Below are 21,623 nucleotides of genomic sequence, written 5' to 3' on the forward strand. Positions count from 1 at the left end.
GAGACACTATGTCCACTTTCGCGCAAATGATCGAAAACATTACCCCGGAAATCTACGAAAGCCTGAAACTGGCCGTGGAAATCGGCAAATGGTCGGATGGCCGCAAGCTCACTGCCGAGCAGAAAGAGCTGTCGCTGCAGGCCGTTATCGCCTGGGAGATCAAGAACCTGCCTGAAGACCAGCGCACCGGCTACATGGGCCCGCAGGAGTGTGCGTCCAAGTCCGCGCCGATCCCCAACATTCTGTTCAAGTCGGACTCGGTACATTGATCGAACTCGCTCGTGGCTCGTTGAGCAAAATGGCGGTAAGCCTGCAGGCACCGGTGGTGCAATACAGCTTCCGCCTGGATGACACGCAGGTGGCGGTCAACCCGTTGATCGGCCAGCGCCTGCGCCTGGAATACCTCGGCACCATTCATTGCAGCCATTGCGGCAAGCGCACCAAGACCAGCTTCAGCCAGGGTTACTGCTACCCGTGCATGACCAAGCTGGCCCAGTGTGACGTGTGCATCATGGCCCCGGAAAAATGCCACTACGACGCCGGCACCTGCCGCGAACCGTCCTGGGGCGAACAGTTCTGCATGACCGACCACGTGGTCTACCTGGCCAACTCGTCGGGGATCAAGGTCGGCATCACCCGTGCCACCCAGTTGCCCACCCGCTGGCTCGACCAGGGTGCCAGCCAGGCCCTGCCGATCATGCGCGTGGCCACCCGCCAGCAATCCGGCCTGGTCGAAGACGTGCTGCGCAGCCAGGTGCCGGACCGCACCAACTGGCGTGCGCTGCTCAAGGGCGATGCCGAAGTGCTCGACCTGCCGGCCATTCGGGACCAGATTTTCGATGCCTGTGCCGACGGTTTGAGTGAGCTGCAAGCGCGTTTCGGCTTGCAGGCGATTCAGTCGCTACCCGACGCCGAAGTGGTGCAGATGAACTACCCGGTCGAGGCCTACCCGAAAAAGATCGTCAGCTTCAACCTCGACAAAGACCCGGTGGCCGAAGGCACGCTGCTGGGCATCAAGGGCCAGTACCTGATCTTCGATACCGGTGTGATCAATATTCGCAAGTACACGGCCTACCAGCTGGCCGTGCTCCAGTAAAAGGACCTCTACATGCGTACCGAACAACCGCAAGTGATCTACCTGAAGGATTACCAGGCGCCCGAGTACCTGATCGACGAGACGCACCTGACCTTCGAGCTGTTCGAGGACCACACCCTGGTTCACGCGCAACTGGTGATGCGCCGCAACCCGGCGCGTGGTGCCGGGCTGCCGCCACTGGTGCTTGATGGCCAGCAACTGGAGTTGCTGCGCGCTTCGCTGGATGACCAGGAACTGCACGCGGCTGACTATCAGCTGGACGTCGACAGCCTGACCGTGCACCCCAAGGCCGAGCGCTTCACCCTCGACACCACGGTGAAGATCCACCCCGAAAGCAACACCGCGCTGGAAGGCCTGTACAAGTCGGGCAAGATGTTCTGCACCCAGTGCGAGGCCGAGGGCTTCCGCAAGATCACCTACTACCTCGACCGCCCGGACGTCATGAGCACCTTCACCACCACGGTGATCGCCGAGCAGCATCGTTACCCGGTGCTGTTGTCCAACGGTAACCCGATCGGCAGCGGGCCGGCAGAAGATGGCCGCCACTGGGCGACCTGGGAAGACCCGTTCATGAAGCCTGCCTACCTGTTCGCGCTGGTAGCCGGTGACCTGTGGTGCGTCGAGGACACCTTCACCCGCCAGTCTGGCCGGGACGTGACCCTGCGCATCTACGTCGAGCCCGAGAACATCGACAAGTGCGACCACGCCATGGTCAGCCTGAAAAAGTCCATGCGCTGGGACGAAGAAGTCTATGGCCGCGAGTACGACCTGGACATCTTCATGATTGTTGCGGTCAACGACTTCAACATGGGCGCCATGGAAAACAAGGGCCTGAACATCTTCAACTCCAGCTGTGTGCTGGCCCGTGCCGAAACCGCCACCGATGCCGCGCACCAGCGCGTCGAAGGCGTGGTCGCCCACGAGTACTTCCACAACTGGTCGGGCAACCGCGTCACCTGCCGTGACTGGTTCCAGCTGTCGCTCAAAGAAGGCTTCACGGTGTTCCGCGATGCCGAGTTCAGTGCCGACATGAACTCGCGCACGGTCAAGCGTATCGAAGACGTCGCCTACCTGCGTACCCACCAGTTCGCCGAAGACGCCGGTCCCATGGCCCACCCGGTGCGCCCGGACAGCTTCATCGAAATCTCCAACTTCTACACCCTGACCGTGTACGAGAAGGGCGCCGAAGTCGTGCGCATGGTCCGCACCCTGCTGGGCGCCGAAGGTTTCCGCAAGGGCAGCGACCTGTACTTCGAACGCCATGATGGCCAGGCGGTGACCACCGACGACTTCATCAAGGCCATGGAAGACGCCAATGGTGTCGACTTCACCCAGTTCAAGCGTTGGTACAGCCAGGCCGGCACTCCTCGCCTGGAGGTCAGTGAAGCCTATGACGCTGCTGCGCAGACCTACAGCCTGACCTTCCGCCAGAGCTGCCCGCAAACCCCGGACAAGGCCGAAAAACTGCCGTTCGTGATCCCGGTGGAGCTGGGCCTGTTGGACGCCGAAGGCAATGACCTGCCGCTGCGCCTTGTCGGTGAAGCGGCTGCTGGCGGTACCAGCCGTGTGCTGTCGGTGATCGAGGCCGAGCAAACCTTCACCTTCCAGGGCATTCCGGCCAAGCCGCTGCCCTCGCTCCTGCGTGGCTTCAGCGCCCCGGTGAAGCTGAGCTTCCCGTATGACCGCGACCAGCTGATGTTCCTGATGCAGCACGACAGCGACGGCTTCAACCGCTGGGAGGCGGGCCAGCAGCTGTCGGTGCAGGTGCTGCAAGAGCTGATTGGCCAGCACCAGCGTGGTGAAGCGCTCAAGCTCGACCAGCGACTGATCACCGCCCTGGGCACCGTGTTGGGCAACGAAGCGCTGGACCCGGCCATGGTGGCCGAAATGCTTTCGCTGCCGGGTGAGGCGTACCTTACCGAGATCAGCCAGGTCGCCGACGTGGACGCCATCCACGCTGCCCGCGAGTTCGCCCGCCAGCAGATCGCCGATCAGCTGTTCGACGCCCTGTGGGCGCGTTACCAGGCCAACCGTGAAGTATCGCGCAGCACCGCTTACGTGGCCTCTGCCGAACACTTTGCACGCCGCAGCCTGCAGAACATCGCCCTGTCGTACCTGATGCAGAGTGGCAAGCCGCAAGTGCTGGAAGCGACCCTGGAGCAGTTCGACCAGTGCGACAACATGACCGAGCGCCTGACGGCGTTGGCGGTGCTGGTCAACTCACCGTTCGAGGCCGAACGCGCCAAGGCGCTGGACACCTTCGCCGAGCACTTCAAGGACAACCCGCTGGTCATGGACCAGTGGTTCAGCGTGCAGGCGGCCAGCGCGCTGCCGGGCGGGCTGGCGCGGGTCAAGGCGCTGATGCAGCACCCGGCGTTCACCCTGAAGAACCCAAATAAGGTCCGTGCGCTGGTGGGTGCCTTTGCCGGGCAGAACCTGGTCAACTTCCATGCGGCGGATGGCTCGGGGTATCGCTTCCTGGCGGACCTGGTGATCGAGCTGAATGCACTGAACCCGCAGATTGCTTCGCGGCAACTGGCACCGCTGACCCGCTGGCGCAAGTATGACGCTGCGCGTCAGGCCCTGATGAAGGGCGAGCTAGAGCGGATTCTGGCTTCCGGTGAGCTGTCCAGTGATGTGTATGAAGTGGTGAGCAAGAGCCTGGCGTAAGCCTGGTTGATCCTGGGGCCGCACAGCGGCCCCAGCTGTTCAAAGCCGACAACAAAACATAACACCCCGCCCGTTGTAATCCCGCAAACATCCCCGCTACGATCCCCTCAAGCTATTGCAGGCCTCTAGATCAGGCTTTTCGCAGTGCCTGCAGTGCATTGACCCACCAAGAAGAACACAACAGGGGGCAGTCATGAGGGAACAGCTACAGGCGCCAGCCAGGCGCGGTGCCTGGCCATGGGCAGCCAGCGCAGTGCTGGCACTGGCATTGGGGGTGTGGGCCGACAGCGTCCAGGCCGCCGCCGCCGACGAATACTCCACCGAATCTGCCAAGGCTAGCCAAAGCCTGTTGATCGGCGCCACCCATGCCGGCAAACGCCTGGTGGTGGTGGGCGATCGGGGTCACATCCTGTTCTCCGACGACCAGGGCAGCACCTGGACCCAGGCCCGCGTGCCCACCCGGCAACTGCTCACCGCCGTGTTCTTCCTCGACGACAAACGCGGCTGGGCCGTCGGCCACGATTCGCAAATCCTCGCCAGCAGCGACGGCGGGGCCACCTGGAACAAGCAGTTTGAAGACCTCGCCCGCGAAGCGCCCTTGCTCGATATCGCTTTCCTCGACGCCCGGCACGGCTTTGCCGTGGGGGCCTACGGCGCCTTGCTGGAAACCACCGACGGCGGACAGCACTGGCAGGACGTGGCCGAGCGCCTGGACAACCCCGACCAGCTTCACCTGAACGGCATTACCCGAGTGCGTGATGCCGGCCTGTTCATCGTGGGCGAGCAGGGCGGCATGTTCCGCTCCGCTGACTACGGCCAGACCTGGGCCAAGGTCGAAGGCCCGTACGAGGGCTCGCTGTTCGGCGTGATTGGCACCGCCCAGCCGCACACCCTGCTGGCCTACGGCCTGCGCGGCAACCTGTTCCGTTCCACCGATTTTGGTGACAGCTGGCAGCCGATCGAACTCAAGGCCGCGCGCGGCAACCTCGAATTCGGCCTGGCAAGCGCTACGCTTCTCGATGATGGCACCTTGGTGCTGGTCGGCAACGGCGGCAGCGTGCTGCGCAGCACCGATGGCGGCCAGACCTTCAGCGTGTACAACCGTGCCGACCGTATCGCCCTGGCCGGCGTCAGCGGCCTGGCCAACGGTGGCCTGCTGCTGGTAGGGCAGGGCGGTGTACACCTGGCGGATGCCCAAGGGGCCGAGGGGGCAAGCCGATGACCAGCAGGGAGAGCATTACCATGCACCCGCACCACCAGGACAAGGCCACGCTGCTTGAACGCTTGATCTTCAACCACCGCCCCGTGGTCATCGCCCTGTGCGTACTGGTGAGCATTTTCCTGTTCTGGCAGGCCACGCAGATTCGCCCCTCCACCAGCTTCGAGAAGATGATCCCGCTGCAGCACCCGTTCATCGAGCAGATGATGGAGCACCGCAACGACCTGGCCAACCTCGGCAACACCGTGCGCATCTCGGTCGAGGCAGTGAACGGCGACATCTTCGACAAGGACTACATGGAGACCCTGCGCCAGGTCCATGACGAGGTGTTCTACATCCCGGGTGTTGACCGTGCCGGGCTCAAATCGCTGTGGAGCCCCAGCGTGCGCTGGAGCGAGGTTACCGAAGAGGGCTTTTCCGGTGGCGAGGTGATCCCCAACACCTACAACGGTTCGCAGGACAGCCTCGACACCCTGCGCGACAACGTGCTCAAGTCCGGCCAGGTGGGGCGGCTGGTGGGCAACAACTTCAAGTCCAGCATCGTCGACGTGCCACTGCTGGAGAGCTACCCCGACCCGCAAGACCCGGGCAAGCAGGTGAAGCTGGACTACCAGCAGTTCTCGCACCTGCTGGAAGAAAAGATCCGTGACAAGTTCCAGGCCCAGAACCCCAACGTGAAGGTGCACATCGTCGGCTTCGCCAAGAAAGTTGGCGACCTGATCGACGGCCTGGTGATGGTGGCAATGTTCTTCGGCGTTGCTCTGGCGATCACTTGGGTACTGTTGTACTGGTTCACCTGGTGCATCCGCAGCACCATCGCCGTGCTCATCACCACCCTGGTGGCAGTGGTGTGGCAGCTGGGGCTGATGCATGCGGTGGGCTTTGGCCTGGACCCGTACTCGATGCTGGTGCCGTTCCTGATTTTCGCCATCGGCATTTCCCACGGGGTGCAGAAGATCAATGGCATTGCCTTGCAGTCGAGCGACGCGGATAACGCCCTCACGGCGGCGCGTCGCACCTTCCGCCAGCTGTTCCTGCCGGGGATGATCGCCATCCTCGCCGACGCCGTAGGCTTCATCACCCTGCTGATCATCGACATTGGCGTGATCCGCGAGCTGGCCATCGGCGCCTCCATCGGCGTGGCGGTGATCGTGTTCACCAACCTGATCCTGCTGCCGGTGGCCATTTCCTACGTTGGCATCAGCAAGAAGGCCATCGAACGCAGCAAGAAGGACGCCACCCGCGAACACCCGTTCTGGCGTCTGCTGTCGAACTTTGCCAGTGCCAAGGTGGCGCCGGTGTCGGTGGTGCTGGCGCTGGTCGCCTTCGCCGGTGGCCTGTGGTACAGCCAGAACCTGAAAATCGGTGACCTCGACCAGGGCGCGCCAGAGCTTCGCCCCGATTCGCGCTACAACCAGGACAACAGCTTCATCATCAGCAACTATTCCACCAGCTCCGACGTGCTGGTGATCATGGTCAAGACCCCGCCGGAGCAGTGCTCGATCCACTCGACCATGGCACCGATCGACGAGCTGATGTGGACCATGCAGAACACCCCGGGCGTGCAGTCGGCGATTTCCCTGGTGACCGTGTCCAAGCAGGTGATCAAGGGCATGAACGAGGGCAGCCTGAAATGGGAGACCCTGTCGCGCAACCCGGACATCCTCAACAACTCCATTGCCCGTGCCGATGGCCTGTACAACGGCGACTGCTCGCTGGCGCCGGTGCTGGTGTTCCTCAACGACCACAAGGCCGAGACCCTGGAGCGGGTCACTGCCGTAGCAAAGGCGTTTGCCGACAGCCACAACAAGGAAGGCCTTCAGTTCCTGCTGGCGGCGGGTAACGCCGGGATTGAAGCGGCGACCAACGAAGTGATAAAGTCGGCCGAGCTGACCATCCTGATCCTGGTTTACATCTGTGTGGCGGTGATGTGCCTGATCACCTTCCGCTCGTTTGCCGCCACCCTGTGCATTGTGTTGCCCTTGGTGTTGACCTCGGTGCTGGGCAACGCGCTGATGGCCTACATGGGCATCGGGGTGAAAGTGGCGACCCTGCCGGTGGTGGCGCTGGGTGTGGGTATTGGCGTGGACTACGGCATCTACATCTACAGCCGCCTGGAAAGCTTCCTGCGTGCCGGGCTGCCGTTGCAGGAGGCCTATTACCAGACCCTGCGTTCGACCGGTAAAGCCGTGTTGTTCACCGGCTTGTGCCTGGCCATTGGCGTGTGCACCTGGATCTTCTCGGCGATCAAGTTCCAGGCGGACATGGGGCTGATGCTGACCTTCATGTTGCTGTGGAACATGTTTGGCGCGTTGTGGCTGCTGCCGGCGCTGGCGCGGTTCCTGATCAAACCGGAGAAAATGGTGGGCAAGGAGGGTGGCTCGATTTTCGCCCATTGATTGAACGGGGCCGCTTTGCGGCCCATCGCAGGCAAGCCAGCTCCCACAGGGACTGCACAGGCCTTGAGGTCGATGCGATCCCTGTGGGAGCTGGCTTGCCTGCTATGGGCTGCAAAGCAGCCCCGGGGTTATAATGGCGCCACATCTCTCACAGGTACCCCCATGTCCCCCCTCGCCACCGCCCTGCAAACCTGCGACATGCTCCTGATCGATGGCCTGCACGCCTTCGACTTCACCGCCGACGAATCCGGCCTCACCGTCGAATGCATGGACGGCCGTCAGCTGCGCCGCTGGTCCTTCACTCCCGAGCAAGTCGCCGCCGCCATCGCGACGGGTGATGAATGGCAACTCAACGATGCCGATGGCGAGCATCGGCTAGTCTGTATGAGTGCCTTTCGTGCCCCGGACGACGACCAAGATGAACCGGATCTGGACGAGCCTGCTGACCGCTAGCCTGATGAGCCTGACTATTCACGCCCACGCCGCTACCTTGCTGGTGGGCAGTTACACCGATGGCGCCAGCCAGGGTATCTACCGCTACCAGTTCGACGACAAGCGCGGCCACATCGACCCCACGCCGCAGCAGGTGGTGAAAAGCGTCAGCCCCTCATGGCTGGTGCTGTCCGCCGATCAGCGCCTGCTGTTCGCGGTCAATGAAACCCCGGGTGGCCACGCTAGCAGTTTCACTGTCAGTGCCAAGGGCGAGATCAAACCGCTCAATCAGGTGGCCAGCAAAGGCGACGAGCCGACGCACGCCAGTATCAGCCGTGACCAGCGTTTCCTGTTTGTGGCCAACTATGCGGTCAACCCCGACCCGGGTGGCAGCCTGGTGGTAATCTCGGTGGCCAAGGACGGTAAGCTCAAGCAGGTTGTGCAGCAACTACGGCACAAGCCAAGTGGCGTCAACCCCGAACGCCAGGTAGGGGCCCATGTGCATTCGCTGGTGTTGTCGCCCAACGGCCAGCATCTGTATGCCAGCGACCTGGGCGCAGACAAGGTGTTCATCTACCGCTACGACGGTGCCAGCCCGGACCAGCCGTTGAGCCCAGCCATTCCGGCCTCGGTAGACCTGCCACCCGGCAGCGGGCCACGCCACCTGCTGTTCGACGCCAAGGGCCGGCATGTCTACCTGACGCTGGAAATGAGCGGTGAAGTGGTGATGTTCGACGTCAAGGACGATGCCCTACTCGAACGCCAGCGCCTGCCGCTGACCGAACAGCAAGAAGCTGCGGCCAAGGCGGCGGGCGGCCTGCACCTTTCGGCGGACGGTCGTTTCCTGTACGTCAGCAACCGCGGCACCGCCAACGAGATCGTGGTGTTCAGCGTAGGCAAGCAGGACGGTCAGCTGACCTTCCTGCAACGTCGTTCTGTGGAAGGCGATCACCCCAGGGAATTTGCCCTCGCTCCGAGTGACAACTTCCTGCTGGTGGCCAACCAGAAGAGCAACCAGATCGTGGTGATACGTCGCGATCCGCGCAGTGGCAAGCTGCTGGAGACGGTGCAGACGTTGAAACAGGATGCCCCATCGGACCTCAAGTTCATCGAGTGATATCGATCGGCGTGATAATCGATACTGCCGCAATGAATTTTTGCGTTCGGCCTCGGCGGCGTAAGTTTGACCCAAGGCCCAAACGGGCCACCGTCAAACCACCGCCGTCGAGGTCAGCCCAGATGAACTTCAATCTCTTCCCGGTCATTGCCGCATCCGCCATTTCCGCTTCGGTCGTACTGCCGGCCCATGCCCATGCCGACAGCAGCGGCAAGGCTGCTGTCACTCACAGCTACACCGAGCAGTACCTGCGCCAGAGCGCGAACTTCCATGCGGCCCTCAGCAGCAAGCAGCATCACTGATTCGGCCTATGTGAGGTCTCTGTGGGAGCGGGCTTGCCCGTGAATACCGGCAAAGCCGGTGCCATCCACCGCGGTGCCTGCTTCGCGGGCAAGCCCGCTCCCACAGCAACCCCATTTTCAGCCGATTGGTTGTTCAGCGAACCATGATTGCCTTGAACAACTCCGAAGCCAGCCACCCCTCCAGCCAGCTCCGCACCCGCGGATAAGCCGCCTCGGCGAACCACTGCGGTTCGACCCCGGCAAACTGGCGCATCAGGGGCAGCAACGCGGCATCGGCAAGGCTCGGGTGATCAGCCAACAGGTAAGGCCGGCGTTCAAGCAAGCCTTCAAGCTCCGCCAGCCAGGCTTCGGCCTGCTGACGGTAATGCTCGCGGGAATGCTCCGGGTAACGTTCGGCATACTTGTACAGGTTTACCTGCGCCTTGAACGTGCTGTCGTTCCGCGCAATCAGCCCGTCAGCCACCTGCGCCGCCGCAGGGGCTGCCTGCAAGCGCCAGTCCTGCGGGTCGTTTTGTGCCAGCGCCCAGCGCATGATGTCCAGGCTCTCTTCGAGCACCCCGGCACCGGTATCCAGCACCGGCACCGTGCCCTTGGGCGACAAGGCCAGCAGCTCTGCCGGCTTGTTCTTCATCGCCACCTCGCAGATTTCTAACTCGCAGCCGGCATAGCGCAGGGCCAGGCGCGCACGCATGGCCCAAGGGCAGCGGCGGAACGAGTAGAGGATCACCCGCACACCTCCACGTCACTCAGGCCATTGCCCTGGCGACGCACCTGGATCTGTACCGGAATGCGCTCGTGCATTTCCTGCACATGGGAGATCACTGCCACCTTGCGGCCTTGGGCCTGCAGGCCGTCGAGCGCGTCCATCGCCAGTTGCAGCGACTCGGGGTCCAGGCTGCCGAAGCCTTCGTCGATGAACAGCGATTCGATGCGCAGGGTACTGGAGGCCATCGATGCCAGGCCCAAGGCCAGGGCCAGCGACACCAGGAAGGTTTCCCCGCCCGACAGCGAGTGTACCGAGCGCAGCTCATCGCCCATCTCGGTGTCCAGCACCAGCAGGCCGAGGGCGCTGCCGCCACGCTTGAGGCGGTAACGGCGGGCTAGCTGACGCAGCTGGGCGTTGGCGTGGTGCAGCAGCAAGTCGAGGTTGTAGCCTTGGGCAATCTTGCGGAACACATCGCCCGAGGCCGAACCGATCAACGCGTTCAGGCGAGCCCAGCGTTGCCACTGCTGATGAGCCTGTTCGATTTCGGCCGCCAGTGCCTGATGGGCCTGCTGGCGACGCTGGTCGTCGGCCTGCTGGGCGCGCAGTTCGGCGCACTGCTGTTCGTGGTTGGCCAGGCGTTCGCGCAGCGCGGTCAGGGCTTGCTCCAGAGCTTCGGCCGAAGTGTCCACGGTCATGTGCGCGGCGTGCTGTTGCAGGCGTTGCGCACGTTCCTGCAGCAGTACGCGGCCTTGTTCGATGGCCTTTTCCGCGCCTTGCAGGCGTTGGCGCAATTCATGGACGTGCGTGTCATCCATGGCCAGCAGGCGATCCAGCCCGTCGTCATCCAGCTCCGGGTGCTCGCTGCGCCACTGGCTGATCTGGCCCTGCAACTGCTGGCACTCGGTGTCCAGTGCCTGTTGCTGCTGGATGTTGGCTTTGAGTTCGCTGGCCAGCTGCACGCCCTGGGTGCGCAACGCTTGCAGGCGTTGGGCGGTGTCGGCGTCGAGGGCGCGGGCCTGTTCCAGCGTGGTGTCCATGTGCTGCTGCCAGGCTTCGGCACTGGTGTGTTCGCCAAGCAGTTCGCCGAGGCAGGCCTGGGCCTGCTGGCGTTGCTCGTCGAGGGCGGTCAGTGTCTGCAGCAACTGCTGCTGGCCTTGTATACGTGCCTGTTGCTGGTCGCGCAGCTTGTCCAGTTGGGCCTGACGGGCTTGCTGTTCCTCCAGTTCGTCCTTGCGTTGCTCCAGTTGTTGCAGGCGCTGGGCGATCTTTTGGTCCAGGGCAAGGAAGGCATTGGCCGGGTCGTCGCTCAAGGCCTTGACGGCTTCTTCGGGCAATACGCCGGCCAGGTCGTCGAGGCCTTGCTGCAGTTGCTGCTCGTCGTTGGCCAGAGCCTGGTGCTGTTGCTCCAGGTGGCGCTGGGCCTGCTGTTGCGCTTCGTGGGCGGCCTGCAGTTGCTGATTGAGGCGGGCTGCCTCTTTTTGCAGGGCGAGCAGGGCGCTCTGACGCTTCTCGTCCTGGCCGATTTCTTCGTCCAGGCGTCGCAACTGGCTGTCGAGCCAGGTGCTGCGGGCCTTGTCGTCCTGCGGGGCGAGAGCAGGCCACAGGCTATGTGCCTGCACCTCGGCTACTTGAGTCTGCAGTTGCTCGCCCAGTTGCAGTTGTTGCTGCTGATAGTCTTTGAGCTGGGCGTTGACCACACCCAACTGGGTGCGCAGCTCCACCAGTTTGCTGTTGAGGGTTTCCACCTGCTTCTGCGCGGCGCCCACCTCGGCCTGGTCGTGACGTCCCAGGCTTTGCAGCAGTGCTTCGGGTTGATGGAACGGGTGCTCGGCGCTGCCGCATACCGGGCAGGGTTCGCCATCGCGCAACTGGCCACGCAGTTCTTCAACGCTGGTATTGCGCGCCAGACGCTGGCGCTCCAGCAGCTGACGGGTAAGGTCAAGTGCCTGTCCGGCGGCTTCCAGCTCGGCCTTGGCGGCGGTGCCCTCGGTAATCAGCTGCTGGCGCTGCTGCATGGCTTGCTGTTGCCGCTCGCGCACGGCGTCCAGGTGCTGGCGCAGCTCCATTTCGCGGCCATGCAGGCGCGACAGCTGTTCAACGGCGCGATGCTGCTTGCGGTTGTCCTGCAGCATGCCGCCCAGCAGGTCGATCTGTTCCGCCAGGGCGTGCGGTTCGGCCTTGGCTTCGCGGAACAGCAGGTCGTAGGTGTCGCGTTCGGCCTGCAAGTGCGCATTGGCCTGGCTGGCCAAAGCTTGCAGGCCAGGCAGTTCCTCACGGCCCTTGGCCAGACGGCCGCCGATCAGCATCACCTGCTTCAGTTGCGGCAGGTAGGCATGCCAGGCATCGGCCAGGCCCGCCAGGTGCTGGCTGTCGGCGAGCGCGGTGTCGATCTGGGCCAGTTGCTGCACGCTGCGTTGCTGGTTGTGCTCCAGCTGCTGTAACTGTTGCTGGCCGTCGGCAACGTGCTGTGCGGCCTGTTCGCTGCTGCTGCGCTGCGCGGCCAGTTCCTGGTCCAGGCGGGCCAGGTTGTCCTGGGCGGCAAAGGCCTGGCGCAGGCGCGGGGCGTTTTCACCGTGCCGGGCCTGGTTGTCGGCCAGCGCTTGGCGGGCATTGTCCAGTGCCTGTTCAAGTTCACGGGTACGCCGTAGCAACTCAGTTTGTTGCTGTTGCTGTTCAGCGATCGTCGCTGCGACTGGCGCCAGTTGAGCGGTCAGCGTTTGCTGGCGATGGAACTGGTGACGCTGCGGCGCCAAACGCTCCAGGCGAACGAGGTCCAGGCGAGGTTCGGCCAGTTGCTGCCAGTCCTGCTCGGCGGCCTGCAGCGCGGTGCCGGCTTCGGTGTACTGGGCCTGCAGTTGGCGTTGTTCATTCAACCAGTTGCGCTGCTGCTCCAGCTGACGCTCGTCGGCCTGGTCGGCCTTGAACTGCTGCTGCGCTTGCACCAGGCGCTGGTCTAGCTCGGCGCGGGCTTCAGCGGCCATTGGCAGCAGGTGGCTGGCACGGTCCTTCAGGGCGTTGTGGGCTTCACCGGCTTCACGGGCCTTGCTGAAGGCGCGTTGGCCCAAGCGGGTGTAGATGGCGGTGTTGGTGAGCTTTTCCAGCAGTTCGCTGCGCTCTTTGTCGTCAGCCTTGAGGAAGGCCCCGAACTCGCTCTGGGCCAGCATCACGGCGCGGGTGAACTGCTCGAAGTTCAGTCCGAGGCGGGCTTCGATGAGTTGCTTGTACTCGTTCTTGGCGCTAGCCAGCACTTGCTCGCTGTCCAGGTCATAGAAACTCTGACGGCTCAGCTGAAGTTTGCCGTTGGCTTTGTCGCGGGCGCGGTTGGCTTCCCAGCGGGCGCGGTAGCGGCGGCCATCGATGCCGACGAAATCAACTTCGGCAAAGCCGCTGCCGGTGCCGCGGCGCAGCAGGTTGCGTGGGTCGGACGTGGGTATTTCGCCCTCGGCGTCCGGCACCTTGGCCTCGCGGCCGATGTCATTGAGCCGGGGCACGGTGCCGAACAGCGCCAGGCACAGGGCGTCGAGTAGGGTGCTTTTGCCGGCCCCGGTCGGCCCGGTGATGGCGAACAGGCCGGCACTGGCCAAGGGTTCTGCGGTGAAATCGATGTCTATCGGGCCGGCCAGCGATGCCAGGTTTTTCAGGCGGATGGCGAGAATCTTCATGGCTGCTCTTCTTCCTGCTGCACGTCCTGCAACAGCAGGGCAAAGTCGGCCAGGGCCTGTTCGTCGGCGGGGTTGCCGTAGGCCTGTTCCCAGGCGCGGCTGAACAGGTCTTGCGGGGTCATCTGGGCCAGTTCGACAAAGGCCAGGTCATCGTCTTCGGCGTGGGTACGGCCGGCGTATTCGGCGCTGATGCGGATCAGTCGCACGGCTTTGCCTTCCAGGGCGGTTTCGATCTGCTGGCGCAGGTCGGGTTGCGGCTCGTCCAGTATCACCCGCACTTCTAGCCAGGGCTGGCGGTTGGGGTCTTCGAGCAGGTCGACTACCGGCAGGTCAGCCAGTTGCTGCAGCAGTTCGCCCAACGGTGCCGGGCCAACCCGTTGCAGGGCCACGGCGCGCGGTACCGGGCGCGGCTCGACGCTGACCAGGCCGCTGCCGTCCAGCTCCACTTCCAGCACCTGGTGCGGGTAGTTGATTTCGGCAAACGACAGCGGGATCGGCGAGCCGCTGTAGCGGATACGTTCTTCGCGGTTGACCTTCTGCGGCTTGTGCAGGTGGCCCAGGGCAACGTAGCTGATGGCCTTGTCGAACAGCTTGGCCGGCAGCGCCTCGGCGTTGCCGATGATCAGGCTGCGCTCGGAGTCCTCCGACACCGCCCCACCGGCCATGTGCGCATGGCTGATGGCTATCAGCGCCTGGTCTTTCTTGCGTTTTTTTTGCGCGGCGGCGATCAGTTGCTGGTGTACCTGAGTAATGCCTTGCAGGTAGTCGTCACCCAGGTGCGGGCCAGTCACTTCGGCCGGGCGCAGGAAGGGCAGGGCCAGGCACCAGGCCGCGACCTTGCCACGGCCATTGGTCAGCGGAATCAACAGGCGCTCGGCATCCAGCTGGCCTTCGTCCAGCCAATGCACACGGCCCAGCGCATGGGTACGCAGGCGGCGCATCAAGGCGGCGGGCAACTCGATGCGCGAGCCCGAGTCGTGGTTGCCGGCGATCATCACGATATCCAGCTTGGGCTGCTGTTCGTGGGCTCGGACGATGAAGTCGTAGAGGCGTTCCTGGGCTTTGACCGGCGGGTTGACCGTGTCGAAGATATCGCCCGCGATCAGCAGCGCATCCGGCTGGCGCAGGCGCAGCTGGCCGAGCAACCAGTCGAGGAAGCAGGCGTGTTCGAAGTCGCGTTCCTGGCCGTGCAGGCTTTGGCCCAGGTGCCAGTCGGAGGTATGAAACAGACGCATGGATGACCTGTGGGTGTCGAGTCGGGCAAGCGGGGAAAGGGCGGTATGGTAACCCAAGCGTGGGGCTGCTGCGCAGCCCATCGCTGGCAAGCCAGCTCGCACATGCATCGCGCTTGGCTGGCATTTTTGTCAGTTGCGTTGCAGTTGCTTGTGGCTGAAAAATTGTGTTTGAGGAACCTGCAACTGGCTCACCTACCTGAAGCGAGGCGATGATTTTGGTACAGGTCTATATGGCATACGGATATTCCGAACGGTCATCGAGAAGGACAGTGCTTGGTTTCAATGGCGAGCGGCTTGCCGTTGAGTTGGCGAGTTATCTGCTGGGCAATGGGTATCGTGCGTTCAGCCCTGTGCTCATGCGCTTTCTGTCACCGGACAACTTCAGCCCGTTTGGAGAGGGTGGGAGTAATAGCTATGTGTACTGTCTGAATGATCCTGTTAATCAGCGCGACCCTGATGGACATGCAGGGGAGGCATTCATACGAAACGCCCCTACACGGATTGCATTTAGAAAACCATCAAAAAATCCGCCTTCCCCACAGAGGCTCATGAAACAGTACAACAAGCTGGGTAACCAAATAGTCGCAAACACGATTGCCAACAATAGCGGGGCTAACCAGACGCTGCACCAGCAGCAATTAGCCATAGCTAGATCCTTGGCAAGCTCTGCATTTCAGCACCTACCTAAAAGACAAAAGATAGCGTTGGGAAATCTGCGTGTACCTGAGACGCCAATGATCGATGCACTCCAGAATCCTGCTGATCCCTTCCCGCCAATGTTGCAATCTGTTGATAACGTTGATGGAGTACGGAATCCGGCCCCGCCTGTTCAAACGACTGCACGACTGAGAGGTGCTGGAGACGTTGTTCAAGATAGGCGCGCATTTGTAGGCGCGGGTTTACCTGCGAAGAGGCCGGCTCAGGTCGCCAATTACTTGGGATAAAGCGGCGGCAGCCCGCCATTCTCCCCGGCCGGCAGCAACACCTGCTCAGCCGGCGGAATGGTACCAATCGCCCGCCACAATTCCTCACCCTGCCAATACTGGCCACTCTCGCTGTACAGCGCCCCGTTCAACCCATCCAGCGCATTCGACAATGGCACGAACCGCGCCGCCATCTCGGCCAGGGTTTCCGGCTGTTGCCGGGCCCAGGCGTCCAGCGCCTGGCGGGTGGCCTGAGGGTCGTTGGCCTGGCAGGCGCGCTTGAGGTCGTCCAGCAGGGTGCGTGGGCTTGGCCCGTTCTGCGCGGCGCGCAGCACCGCCGGTTGTGAGCGGGCGCGCCACCACAGGGCGAAGCCCAGCACGGTGGTGAGGGCGAACACCAAGGTGGCCAGCTGCCAGGGCCACAGCAGGGTACTGGCGCTGCTGTTGTCACCTACCGGGGTGTCGGCGCTCAATGCCGGGTTGTCCTGCACGTTCAGGGTGCGCGCTGGCAGGCTGGTGTGCTCCAGGTGGTCTTCGCGGGTGTTCCACCAGGCCACTTCCAGCGCCGGCAGGGCCAGCGTGCCGGCGTGGGTGGGCACCAAGGCTTCGCGCTCTTCGCGGTTGGCGGTCATGCCACGGTCGCTGATTTCGTTGCGTAGCAGTGGCTGGTCGGGGTAGCGGCGCAAACCGGTGATTTCGGTGGCCGGCAGTGGCGGCAGCTGGGTGCTGGACAAACCTTCGGCACGCAGGGTGATGTTGCGGGTCAGCGAGTCGCCAATCTGCACTTGCTGGTTGCCGGGGTCGGGGTTCCAGTGTTCCTCCAGCGTCAGGCTGCGCGCCGGCAACCAAGGTACGCCTGCGGGCCATGTGGCCGGAATGGGGCGCACGGTCAGGCGCAGCGGCAGTGAACTCACCTGCACCTGGTGGCCGGCGCGGGCCGTGGCATTGGCCTGCGCGTTTTCGTCGCTGCTGGCGGCGGCTGTGGCGGTGAAGGTCAACGGCGGGATGTCGAGGGTGCCGCTTTGCTGGGCATACACGGCATAGCGGGTTTCGATCACGCCGTGGCGTACGCCGTTGATTTCCTTTTCATAGGTGCGCGATTCGCCCAGCGGCTCGACCTTGGCGTTATCCAGTTGCAACGGGCTCAGGCTGCTGTCGTCGTACAGCGCTACCGAGTGGTAGATGCGCAGGGTCAGCATGGCCTGGGCCTGGACGTAGACGTCGGTACTGTCGAGGGTTGCCTCGATGAATACCTGAGAGGCGCTGTCTGGCCGGCTGGCATCGGCCTGCAGCACTTGCAGCTCGATGGCCTGGCTGTGCGACTGGCCCAGTTGCAGCTCAGGAATGCGCAGGCTGCCGCTGCGCCGCGGCAGCAGGGTAATTATCCAGCGGGTGCTGGCGCGGGTTTCGCCATCGAGGGTGTGCAGGCTGTTCAGCTGGCGCGTGCCGCGTACCTCGAAGTCACCTTCCAGGGCGCGCAGGTCGGGCTTGCCGAACTGGGTCACGTCCTGGCTTTCCAGGGTCAGTTCCAGGCTTTCGCCAGCTTCCAGGCGGGTACGGTCTACGCTGGCTTGCAGCAGCGGTTCAGCCTGGGCCAGCACGGCCCACAGCAGGGTGAGAAGCAAGACGCCGAAGCGACTCATCGTGGGGTTTCCTGATGCAATTGCTGTTCATACCAGAATTTGCGCCGCAGCAGCTCCGCCGGGTTGTCGGGGATCTCCCGCAGCCATTGTTCCAGGGCCTGGCGTTGTTCGGCATCGAGATTGGTCGATACCGGGCGCTGCGGCGGCTGGATCACGCTGTCATCGGCGCCCGCCTGGTTACCGGGCGCTGCCTGGCTGTTGTTGCTGTCTTCGCCGGGTTGTTCGGCGCTGGCTTGTTCGTCGTTGCCGGGTGTGCCCTGGGTGGGGCTGCTGGCCGAGCTACTGTTGCCCTCGGTTTCGCTGCCGGGTGTGCCTTGGGCGTCGCTGCTGGCTGGCTGTTCTTCGGCCTTGGCCTCGCGCTGTTGCAACAGTTGCTGCACCAGCGCCTGGTTGTCCAGCGCCGCTTGCAGGTCGGGTTGGCGCTCCAGGGCTTGCTCGTAGGCGTCCAGGGCGGCCTCCAGTTCGCCGCTGCGGGCCAGGGCATTGCCTCGATTGTAGTGGGCAGCTGCCGTGTCGCCATGGGAAAACGCTTCGGCGGCACCGGCATAGTCGCCGGCCTGGTACAGGGCCATGCCGCGCCACTGCGGGTTTTGGAAGTGACGTGCGGCGCTGGCCGGGCGGTTCTGTTCCAGCAGGCGCTGGCCTTGCTGGTCGGGACGCAGCCACAGGTCGTTGAACTCGAAGGCCTGGCTGGGCTGTGGCAGGGCCAGCAGCAGCGGCAGGCAGAACAGCCAGCCCCGCCGGCCTGCGCAGGCAGCCAGCAGCAACAGCGGGATCAGCAGCCAGTAACCCTGGTCAGCCCAACTGTCCAGTTGCAGGGTCTGGCCGTCATTGCGCGCAGTGCGCGGGTTATCGAACAAGCCCAGGCCGCGCAGGTCCAGGTCGTCGACGCGGGCATGCCGGTAGCGCCCCCCGGTGCCGCTGATAAAGCCCTTGAGGCCGGCACTGTCCAGGCGCGGCAGCAGGATGCCGCCTTGCTCATCCTTGAGGTATTCGCCATTGGCCTGGCGCACCGGGGCGCCTTCGCGGCTGCCGATGCCCAGCATCAACAGGCTGGGGCCCTGGCGGCCGAGGGCCTGGCTGATGCCTTGGCGCTCCGGGGCACTGAGCGACGAGCCGATCAGCAGCAAACGGCCTTGGCCCAGGCCGCTCTGGGCCAGTAGCGCCAGGCCTTTTTGCACGGCCAGGTCGGCGCGTTGGCCAGCTTGCGGCATGATCGACGGGTCGATGGCCTCCAGCAGGTTGCGGGTGGTGGCCAGGTCATCGGACAGCGGCACCAGTGTGTGTGCGGAACCGGCATACACCACCAGCGCGGTCTGGCTGTCGCGGCGGTGTTCAAGCAGGTCGAGTATTTTGCGCCGGGCCTGCTCCAGGCGGTTGGGCGGGCTGTCCTCAGCCAGCATTTGCGGGGTAAGTTCCAGCAGGATCACCAGTGGGTCTGCCGGGCGTTGGCGGTTTTCTTCCACGCGCTGCCAGCTGGGCCCGAGCAGGGCCAGGATCACCAGTGCCCACGCCAGCCCCAGCGCCACCCATGGCAGTTTGCTGGTGCTACCGTTGCCGCCGCCCAGCAATACGCCATGGAATGCTGGCGGCAGAATCATCTGCCAGCGCCCGGCGCGCTTACGCCGGTGCCACAGCTTGAACAGCAGCCAGCCGAGCAGGGGCAAGGCCAGCAGCCAGAGTGGGCGCAGCCATTGGGGCCACAGTTCGATCATCGCCGCCTCCTCAGGCGCAAGCGCTTCAGGCGTTGGCGCCATTCCGGGTGCGGCTGCAGGAAGCGCGGTTTGCGCAGCAGGCGTTGCAGCAGGTTGTCGGGCCATTGCACGGCCACCACCAGCAGCACGCTGAGCAACAGCGCCAGGGCCAATGGCCAGGCGTACAGCGCCTGGGCCGTACGTGCCTGGGTGGGTTGCTGGGCGACCGGTTCCAACTGGTCGAGTGTGTCGCCGATGGCGTCCAGTTCGGCGCCGTCGTGGGCACGGAAATAGGCACCGTGGCTGATGTCGGCGATTTCCTTGAGCGAGGCTTCGTCCAGGTCCAGGCTTGGGTTGAGGCCGAGCAGGCCGGGGGTGCCACTGGCTTCGGGGTTGGCACCGATGCCGATGGTATAGATGCGCACGCCTTCCTGGGCTGCCAGGCGGGCGGCGGTCAGCGGGTGGATTTGCCCGCCGTTGTTGGCACCGTCCGTAATCAGTACCAGCACCCGGCTTTGTGCCGGCCGCTGGCGCAGGCGTTTGACCGCAAGGCCGATGGCGTCGCCGATGGCGGTGTTTTTACCGGCGATGCCGATTTGTGCTTCGTCGAGGAAGGTGCGCACGGTGCGCCGGTCGAAGGTGAGCGGCGCCTGCAGGTAGGCCTGGCTGCCGAACAGGATCAGGCCCACGCGGTCACCTTCGCGGTCCTGCAGAAAGTCGCCCATCAGCGCCTTGACCAGGTCGAGGCGGCTGATGTCTTCGTTCTTCCACTGCATGTCGGGGAAGTCCATCGACCCGGACACGTCCACCGCCACCAGCAGGTCGCGGCCGCTGGCGGCCACCGGCACCGGATCGCCCAGCCACTGCGGGCGGGCAGCCGCGCACAGCAGCAACAGCCAGATGACCACGAACGGTGCCTGCTGGCGCCAGGTTGGCAGGTTGAGCCGTGCGCGGCGCCCGGCCAGGCCTTCCAGTTCGTTGAGGAAGCCCACCTTGAGCACCGGCTCGCCGCTGTCGGCTGCAGGCAGCAGCAGGCGTGCCAGCCATGGCAGCGGTAGCAGCGCGAAGACCCACGGCCAGGCCAGTTCAAACATGCTTGCGGATCCAGGTTTCCACGGCCTGGCTGAGCCCGGCGATGGCTTTGTCGTCGAGCTTGCACTCGGGTTTGTAGGCGCCTTCGACCAGCACCATCCAGCGGGTCAGGCCGGCGGCCGGGCAGCGGTTGTCGAGAAACGCCAGCCATTGGCGGCCATTGAGGGTGTGGCTGTTGGCACCGGGATAGTGGTTGCGGCACAGGCGCTTGAGCAGGGCGTTGATCTGTTGCAGCCAGGCGCCGGCCGGTGCGCCATCGTAGGGGCGTGGCAGGAGGGCCAGTTCGGCCAGGGCGGCCACGCGCACCGGGTCGAGCGGTTGCTCGGCACGCACGATGCGGCGTTTGCCCGGGCGCCAGCGGCGCAGCCGCCACAGGCCCCAGCCCAGTAGCGGCAGTAGGGCCAGCAACAGCCACCAGCCCGGTGCCGGTGGCCATAAACCGATAGGTGCCGGGTCGATCAGTGGGTGCAACTGGTCGAGAGGGTTCATGACGCGCTCCGTGGCCGCTGAGCGTTCAGGTACTCGCGCAGTTGCTCGATCATTTCGCTTTGCGTGCTCAGTGGCATCAGGACCACACGCAGCTTCTGCGCCATCAGCTCCCAGCGCTCGATGCGTGCTTCGGCCTGCTGGCGGTAGGCCTGGCGGAGGTTGGCGTCGAGGGTGTCGAGCTCCAGCTGGGCGCTACGCTGGGCGAAGCGCAGCAGGCCGGCGGCCGGCAGGGCATGGTCGAGTGGATCGGACACCGGTAGCAACAGCAGGTCGCAATGGCGCGAGAGCATGGCCAGGTGCTGCTCCACCTGGGCGCTAAGCGAGCGTTCATCGCAAATCACGATGGCCAGGCTGCCGGGGCGCAGCACTTCGCGGGCGCGGCGCAGGGCCAGGCCGAGGCTGTCGGCCCCGGGCGTGGCTTCGGTGTGCAGTGCCTGGTTGACCTTGGCCAGGCGGTTGAGCAGTTGCAGCAGGCTTTGCTTGCTGCGCCGAGGTTTGATTTCGTGGTGTTCGTTGTCGCCGAACACCAACCCGCCGATGCGGTCGTTGTGGCCGAGCGCGGCCCAACCGAACAGGGCAGCGGCCTGTGCCGCCAATACCGACTTGAACATCAGCCCCGAGCCGAAAAACAGCCGCTGGCTTTGCTCGACGAGGATGAAGATCGGCCGCTCGCGCTCTTCGTGGAACAGCTTGGTGTGCGGCTCCTGGGTGCGCGCGGTCACCCGCCAGTCGATGTTGCGCACATCGTCGCCGGCCTGGTACACGCGCACCTGGTCGAAGTCCACCCCGCGCCCGCGCAGCTTGGAATGGTGCAGGCCCACCAGCGGGCTGCGCTGGCCGGGCTTGGAAAACAGCTGGATTTCGCGCACGCGGTGACGCATGTCGATCAGCTCGGCAAGGCCGATGCGGATGCCGGGCTCGGCCAGCTGCGCGGTGGGCATGGG

General features: G+C 64.2%; 17 protein-coding genes. 9 read left to right on the top strand and 8 right to left on the bottom strand.

The genetic code is table 11. From position 1 onward, the window contains the following. The first annotated feature begins 8 nt into the window (after positions 1 to 8). From APH36_RS12060 to APH36_RS12095, 8 genes are all read left to right on the top strand, one after another. Positions 9 to 269 carry a YeaC family protein gene (locus APH36_RS12060; RefSeq protein ID WP_016714809.1) on the top strand — a complete coding sequence of 87 codons (261 nt, stop codon included), beginning with the start codon at positions 9 to 11 and terminating at the stop codon, positions 267 to 269. Then, positions 266 to 1,096 carry a DUF2797 domain-containing protein gene (locus APH36_RS12065; protein WP_060498800.1) on the top strand — a complete coding sequence of 277 codons (831 nt, stop codon included), beginning with the start codon at positions 266 to 268 and terminating at the stop codon, positions 1,094 to 1,096. The genes APH36_RS12060 and APH36_RS12065 overlap by 4 nt, the downstream gene beginning before the upstream one ends. Before the next feature lie 12 nt (positions 1,097 to 1,108). Continuing rightward, a complete protein-coding gene (gene pepN, locus APH36_RS12070; protein WP_060498801.1) occupies positions 1,109 to 3,766 on the top strand; it encodes an aminopeptidase N in 2,658 nt (885 codons plus the stop codon). A 193-nt stretch (positions 3,767 to 3,959) separates the two neighbouring features. Beyond that, on the top strand, positions 3,960 to 4,988 hold the full coding sequence (locus APH36_RS12075; protein WP_060498802.1) for a YCF48-related protein: 1,029 nt from the start codon (positions 3,960 to 3,962) through the stop codon (positions 4,986 to 4,988). A 20-nt stretch (positions 4,989 to 5,008) separates the two neighbouring features. Next, the gene (locus APH36_RS12080; RefSeq protein WP_060498803.1) at positions 5,009 to 7,384 is read left to right on the top strand and encodes an RND family transporter; all 2,376 of its coding nucleotides are present in this window, start codon (positions 5,009 to 5,011) and stop codon (positions 7,382 to 7,384) included. Positions 7,385 to 7,546: 162 nt separating this feature from the next. Further along, positions 7,547 to 7,837, top strand: coding sequence for a DUF5629 family protein (locus APH36_RS12085; RefSeq protein WP_016714876.1), 291 nt, complete (start codon positions 7,547 to 7,549; stop codon positions 7,835 to 7,837). Continuing rightward, positions 7,803 to 8,933, top strand: coding sequence for a lactonase family protein (locus APH36_RS12090; RefSeq protein WP_060498804.1), 1,131 nt, complete (start codon positions 7,803 to 7,805; stop codon positions 8,931 to 8,933). The genes APH36_RS12085 and APH36_RS12090 overlap by 35 nt, the downstream gene beginning before the upstream one ends. A gap of 122 nt (positions 8,934 to 9,055) precedes the next feature. Continuing rightward, positions 9,056 to 9,235 (top strand): hypothetical protein, encoded by a 180-nt coding sequence (locus APH36_RS12095; protein WP_060498805.1) that lies wholly within the window; start codon positions 9,056 to 9,058, stop codon positions 9,233 to 9,235. 133 nt (positions 9,236 to 9,368) lie between these two features. Here APH36_RS12095 and APH36_RS12100 read toward each other — a convergent pair whose 3' ends face one another. Genes APH36_RS12100 through APH36_RS12110 form a run of 3 tightly spaced genes read right to left on the bottom strand, consistent with a single transcriptional unit; the run spans position 9,369 to position 14,838 of the window. Further along, on the bottom strand, positions 9,369 to 9,962 hold the full coding sequence (locus APH36_RS12100) for a glutathione S-transferase (protein WP_060498806.1): 594 nt from the start codon (positions 9,960 to 9,962) through the stop codon (positions 9,369 to 9,371). Further along, entirely contained in the window at positions 9,959 to 13,603 is a 3,645-nt protein-coding gene (locus APH36_RS12105) for an AAA family ATPase (RefSeq protein ID WP_060498807.1), read from the bottom strand. The genes APH36_RS12100 and APH36_RS12105 overlap by 4 nt, the downstream gene beginning before the upstream one ends. After that, on the bottom strand, positions 13,600 to 14,838 hold the full coding sequence (locus tag APH36_RS12110; protein ID WP_060498808.1) for an exonuclease SbcCD subunit D C-terminal domain-containing protein: 1,239 nt from the start codon (positions 14,836 to 14,838) through the stop codon (positions 13,600 to 13,602). Before APH36_RS12110 ends, APH36_RS12105 begins: the two co-directional genes overlap by 4 nt. A gap of 209 nt (positions 14,839 to 15,047) precedes the next feature. Between APH36_RS12110 and APH36_RS33150 the strand changes: the two genes are divergently transcribed. Beyond that, positions 15,048 to 15,782, top strand: a complete 735-nt coding sequence (locus tag APH36_RS33150; protein ID WP_082426378.1) for an RHS repeat-associated core domain-containing protein — start codon at positions 15,048 to 15,050, stop codon at positions 15,780 to 15,782. Here the strand turns inward: APH36_RS33150 and APH36_RS12115 are convergent. The 5 genes from APH36_RS12115 to APH36_RS12135 are packed head-to-tail and all read right to left on the bottom strand — an operon-like array spanning position 15,770 to position 21,620. Further along, complete coding sequence (locus APH36_RS12115) at positions 15,770 to 17,404, bottom strand: BatD family protein (protein ID WP_060498809.1); 1,635 nt, start codon at positions 17,402 to 17,404, stop codon at positions 15,770 to 15,772. The two genes, APH36_RS33150 and APH36_RS12115, sit on opposite strands and share 13 nt — an antisense overlap. Further along, positions 17,401 to 19,119, bottom strand: coding sequence for a tetratricopeptide repeat protein (locus APH36_RS12120; protein WP_060498810.1), 1,719 nt, complete (start codon positions 19,117 to 19,119; stop codon positions 17,401 to 17,403). Before APH36_RS12120 ends, APH36_RS12115 begins: the two co-directional genes overlap by 4 nt. Then, positions 19,116 to 20,192, bottom strand: a complete 1,077-nt coding sequence (locus APH36_RS12125; RefSeq protein ID WP_060498811.1) for a VWA domain-containing protein — start codon at positions 20,190 to 20,192, stop codon at positions 19,116 to 19,118. The genes APH36_RS12120 and APH36_RS12125 overlap by 4 nt, the downstream gene beginning before the upstream one ends. Continuing rightward, positions 20,185 to 20,679 (bottom strand): DUF4381 domain-containing protein, encoded by a 495-nt coding sequence (locus APH36_RS12130; protein WP_016714822.1) that lies wholly within the window; start codon positions 20,677 to 20,679, stop codon positions 20,185 to 20,187. The genes APH36_RS12125 and APH36_RS12130 overlap by 8 nt, the downstream gene beginning before the upstream one ends. Next, positions 20,676 to 21,620 carry a DUF58 domain-containing protein gene (locus tag APH36_RS12135; protein WP_016714823.1) on the bottom strand — a complete coding sequence of 315 codons (945 nt, stop codon included), beginning with the start codon at positions 21,618 to 21,620 and terminating at the stop codon, positions 20,676 to 20,678. The genes APH36_RS12130 and APH36_RS12135 overlap by 4 nt, the downstream gene beginning before the upstream one ends. Positions 21,621 to 21,623 lie beyond the last annotated feature (3 nt).

Source organism: Pseudomonas sp. NBRC 111133 (assembly GCF_001320605.1).
Lineage (GTDB): Bacteria > Pseudomonadota > Gammaproteobacteria > Pseudomonadales > Pseudomonadaceae > Aquipseudomonas > Aquipseudomonas monteilii.